The organism is Actinomycetota bacterium (assembly GCA_030776725.1).
GTDB lineage: Bacteria > Actinomycetota > Nitriliruptoria > Nitriliruptorales > JAHWKO01 > JAHWKW01.
In genome coordinates, this window is record JALYHG010000222.1 from 1 (window position 1) to 4,289 (window position 4,289).

4 protein-coding genes are annotated in these 4,289 nt (G+C 72.5%); 3 read left to right on the top strand and 1 reads right to left on the bottom strand.

The window, feature by feature from the left end:
• The coding region (locus tag M3N57_10725) for a glutamine amidotransferase (protein MDP9023142.1) at positions 1–1,626 on the top strand (1,626 nt) is incomplete at its 5' end.
• On the opposite strand, the gene M3N57_10730 is transcribed toward M3N57_10725, so the two are convergent.
• Positions 1,627–2,802, bottom strand: a complete 1,176-nt coding sequence (locus tag M3N57_10730) for a transglycosylase SLT domain-containing protein (protein ID MDP9023143.1) — start codon at positions 2,800–2,802, stop codon at positions 1,627–1,629.
• Positions 2,803–2,982: 180 nt separating this feature from the next.
• On the opposite strand from M3N57_10730, the gene M3N57_10735 reads away from it, so the two are divergent.
• Both M3N57_10735 and M3N57_10740 read left to right on the top strand, forming a co-directional pair.
• The gene (locus M3N57_10735; protein ID MDP9023144.1) at positions 2,983–4,014 is read left to right on the top strand and encodes a hypothetical protein; all 1,032 of its coding nucleotides are present in this window, start codon (positions 2,983–2,985) and stop codon (positions 4,012–4,014) included.
• A gap of 70 nt (positions 4,015–4,084) precedes the next feature.
• Positions 4,085–4,289, top strand: a 205-nt coding sequence (locus tag M3N57_10740) for a hypothetical protein (GenBank protein MDP9023145.1), incomplete at its 3' end; no start/stop codon positions are given.

Consider the following 4,289-nt stretch of genomic DNA (forward strand, 5'->3'; position numbering starts at 1 on the left):
GGTCGAGGGTTGGTGGCGGTCGGTGGTGACTCGTCGTTCGGGATGGGCGACTACGACGGCACACCGCTGGAGGATCTGCTCCCGGTGTTCGCCCGCGTCCGCGACCCCGAGCGCCGCCCGTCGGTCGCCGAAGCGCTGGTCGTGGACGTGTCGGGGTCGATGGCCGCCTGCCACTGTCAGGACGGTGGGTTCGGTGGGCGGGGCGGGCTCGGCGGGGCGGAGGTCGGCGGGGTGAACAAGACCGACATCTCCAAGGAGGCGGTCGCCCGGGCGGTCGCCGCACTGGAAGCCGACGACACGGTCGGCGTGCTGGCGTTCAACACCCGCAGCGAGTGGGTGATCCCCCTGCAGAAGCTCCCGCCGGAGTCGGTGGTAGACCAGGGACTGGCCCGCCTGCACCCCGAAGGCGGCACCGCCATCCCGCAGGCGATCCGCGAGGCCATCGCCGGTCTGAAGGACGTCGACGCGCGGCTGCGCCACATCGTGTTGTTCTCCGACGGCTTCACCGAGCACCAGGCACTGATCGAGGTGGCCAAGGAGGCCGCCGCAGCGGGGATCACCCTGTCGGTCGTGGGGACCGGGGAAGGTAGCGGTGAGGTCCTCCGCGAGATGGCCGCGGCCGGCGGTGGGCGCTACTACCCCGGCCGGGATCTGATGTCCATCCCCGACATCATCGTCAACGAGGTGCAGTTCGTAGCCCGGCCCGTGATCAACGAGGGGCGCTTCCTGCCGGTGGTCACCGGGGTGGGACCCGCCACCGACGGGCTCGACAGCTCCCCGCCGCTGCTGGGGTACCTGGCCACCACGGTGAAACCCACCGCTCGACAGCTGCTGGCGATCGGCGACGAGCGTGACCCGCTCCTCGCCAGCTGGCGTGCGGGGCTGGGCACCGCCGTGGCCTGGACCTCAGACGCGTCGCCCCGCTGGTCGGCGGAGTGGGTGACCTGGGAGCGGTTCACCCGCTTCTGGTCCGATGTGGTGAAGTCGACGTTCCCCGCCGATCCCGACCCGCGGTACGCCCTGTCGGCCCGGGCCACGTCCGACGGTCTGCGGATCCGGTTGGAAGCGGCCGCGACCATCCCCGCCGACGCCACGGCGATCGCGACCGTCACCGACCCCGACGGGGAACGCACCGAGGTGACGCTGGAACGGACCGCACTCGACAGCTTCGAAGCCGTCCTGCCCGGCGGATCCGAAGGCGTCTACGCCGTCGGTGTGCGGCTGTCGGCCGCCGGCGATCCGCTGTACCACGACGCGGTGGCCGCGACCCGGTCGTACTCGCCCGAGTACGCCACCGCCGCCACCGACCCGACGCTGCTGGAGCGCGTCGCCGCGGCCGGGGGTGGACGCCTCGACCCCGACCCGACCGTGGCGTTCGACCCGCGAGGGCTCCCGGCCGGGAGCGACACGCGACAGGTGTGGCCGTGGCTGGCGTTGGCGGCGCTGTTCGCGCTCCCGGTGGACGTGGGGCTGCGGCGTCTGCGGCTCGAGCGTGACGACTGGCGCCGCGCCCGTCGGTGGGTCGCCGGCCGGCTGCGTCGCCGCCCCGCGGTGGCCGAGCGCCGCGAGTCCACGGCAGGGTTGCTGGCGGCCCGCGACCGCGCCCGTCAACGCCGCGACAGGTGATCAGCCCCGGAGGTGCTGCCAGCGGTCCAGGACGGCCAGGACGTACAGCTGCGTCGCGACGACCTCGGGGATCCCACCGGCTTCGGCCACCCGGGTCGGTCCGGCGTTGTACGCGGCGAGGCCGAGCTCCAGGTTCCAGAACCGGGTCAGCTGCGCGTGCAGGTAACGGGCACCGCCCGACAGGTTGTCGCGCGGAACCCACGGATCCACACCCAGGGCCTTCGCGGTCGCCGGCATCAGCTGCGCCAGCCCCACCGCCCCGGCCGGCGACACCACGTCCGGCCGGAACGACGACTCGGTCCACACCAGCGCCGCGAAGAAGCGCCCGTCGATGCCGGTACGGGCCGCAGCGGCGTCGATGGCCCCCGCCCAGCGCGTCCCTGCGGCCGGCAGTCGGGCGCTCCACCTCGGGGCGGGCTGGTCGAACGGGAGCATCTGCGGGGTCCGCAGCACCGCCTCGACGGACCTCAGGCGACGCTTGAGCTCCACGACCAGCTGCTCACGTGCTGCTCGGTCGGCGACCAGCTCATCGACGATCGCGCGTAACGTGGCGCGCTCGGCGTCAGCCTCGGCCACGACCTGACGCTGCTGGTCGGAGATCGCCTCGACCGCCGCGCGCCGCTCCTCGGCCGCGCGGGTGGCCGCTGCCGCCTCCTGGACGGCGATCTCAGCGCTGCGCTGCTGGTCGTGAGCCATCTGCAGCAGCTGATGGTGCTCCGCCAGGAGGCGCCGTCCGACCACGGCGGCGAGCGCGAGGTCGTGGGCGTCGCGCGCTGTCCCCAACGCCGAGGCGACCAAGACCATGGGATCTTCGGACCCCCGCGCCTTGTAGATCTCGGTCGCCCGTTGTGACAGCTCCGTACGTCGCTGACGCAACAGCTCGGCGCTGACCTGCGCTCGTTCCTCGACGTGTTGCTGAGCGGTGCGTGCGTCACGCTCGGACGCTCGGGCCTCGGCGAGCTGCCGTTCGACCGCGCCGAGGCGGGCACGCAGGTCGGTCAGCCGGTCCTGGACCGCCGTGTACCCCTCCCGCGCCCGTTGCAGCCGCTCGACGACGGCCTGGAGGTCATGCTCGGCGCGCTTGAGGTCCTGACCGGGCGCGGCGACCGCCACAACCGCGGGAGCGAGCGACGCGAACGTGATCAGCGTCACCATCATCAGGCGGCGCCACGCCATCTCGCCCCTCCCGGTCGCGTCACACTCCCCGACCCGACGGCCGCACGGGTACGGCCGTCGGGACAGGTCGACGACCCTAGCCCACTACCGTTGTCGTACTCGACGTGACTACAGTGCCCGATCGCCGTGGGCCGCCTCGCCCTCGGTCCGCTCGACGGGACGTTCAGGAGAAGGGCGCGCATGAACGCCAGACGACCACTGATCCTCGCTGCCACGCTGGCGCTCGGGCTGACCGCGTGTCCCGGGGACGAAGCCCCATCGCCGGGCGGGACCCCCGCGACCCCCGCCGAGGGTGAACGCGAGTTCACGATCACCGCCACCGACTACGCGTTCGACCTGCCGACCACGCTCCGCGGAGGTGTCGTGACCGCCACGTTGCAGAACGACGGGGAGCAGCCCCACGAGGCTGTCTTCGTCCGCGTCGAGCCGGGCACCTCCGAGGACCAGCTCCTCGATGCCTTCGACCAGGCCGTGGAGGGTGGCCCCATCCCCGACTCCATCACGGCGTTGTCGGGGATCGGCGTGGTGCCCCCCGGCGAGTCGGTGACCTCGACGTTCTCGCTCCCCGAGGGCGAGTACGTCGTCCTGTGCCCGTTGACGGACGAGGAACCGTCGGACACACCGCCCGGCGACGAGGGCCTACTGACCGAGGCGCCGGCCGAGACAGGTCAGGAGACCTCACCGCCGGCGACCCCGACCGAGGAGGCCCCGGCCGCGGGACCGAGCCCCGGACAGCCGGCCGAAGGTGAAGAGCCCGAGCCGCACTACCGGCTGGGGATGGCCACGTCGGTGGAGGTCAGCGACGGGGATGTCGCCGACCTGCCGGACGCCGACGGCACCGTCGTCGGCACCGACTACGCCTTCGAGGTGCCGGAGCTCACGGCCGGTTCACACACGCTGGTGTTCCGCAACGACGGTGAGGAGAACCACCACGCGGTTCTGTTGGAGTTCGCCGAGGGCGTCGACGAGGAGACCGTCGCACAGACGTTCGAAGCGTTCGGACAAGCCGGTGAGGGCCCACCACCGGAGGGGGTGGAGGAGCCCGAGTTCCTCGGCGCCTCATCGGTGTTCTCGCCGGGCCTCGGCGGCACGTTCGAGGTGGAGGTGACCTCGGGTCGGACCTACGCGTTCGCGTGCTTCATCCAGGACCGCGAGGGCGGCCCGCCACACGCGTTCGCCTACGACATGTACCAGGCGTTCACCGTCGAGTGAACCTTGGGCGGGGCGCCCGGGCCGAGCCGGTCCGGGCGCCCTCACGCATCGTCGACCGACGCGCGCATCGTTGACCGACGCGCGTATCGTCGAGGGGGCGTCGGGGGAAACCCCTCGGCGACCGGAGGTCGAGACGATGATGGCAGGCACCGGCGCGGCGACGATCCGCGAGCTGCTCACGGGCGGGGCGACGGTCAACATGCCCGGCGTGTACGACGCGCTGACGGCCCGGCTGGCTGACGAGGCCGGGTTCGAGGTGCTGTTCGTCTCCGGGT

Bases quoted from the DNA above. Each gene is read 5' to 3' on its own strand.
- M3N57_10730 (MDP9023143.1), bottom strand. From the start codon at position 2,802: ATGGCGTGGCGCCGCCTGATGATGGTGACGCTGATCACGTTCGCGTCG.
- M3N57_10735 (MDP9023144.1), top strand. From the start codon at position 2,983: ATGAACGCCAGACGACCACTGATCCTCGCTGCCACGCTGGCGCTCGGG.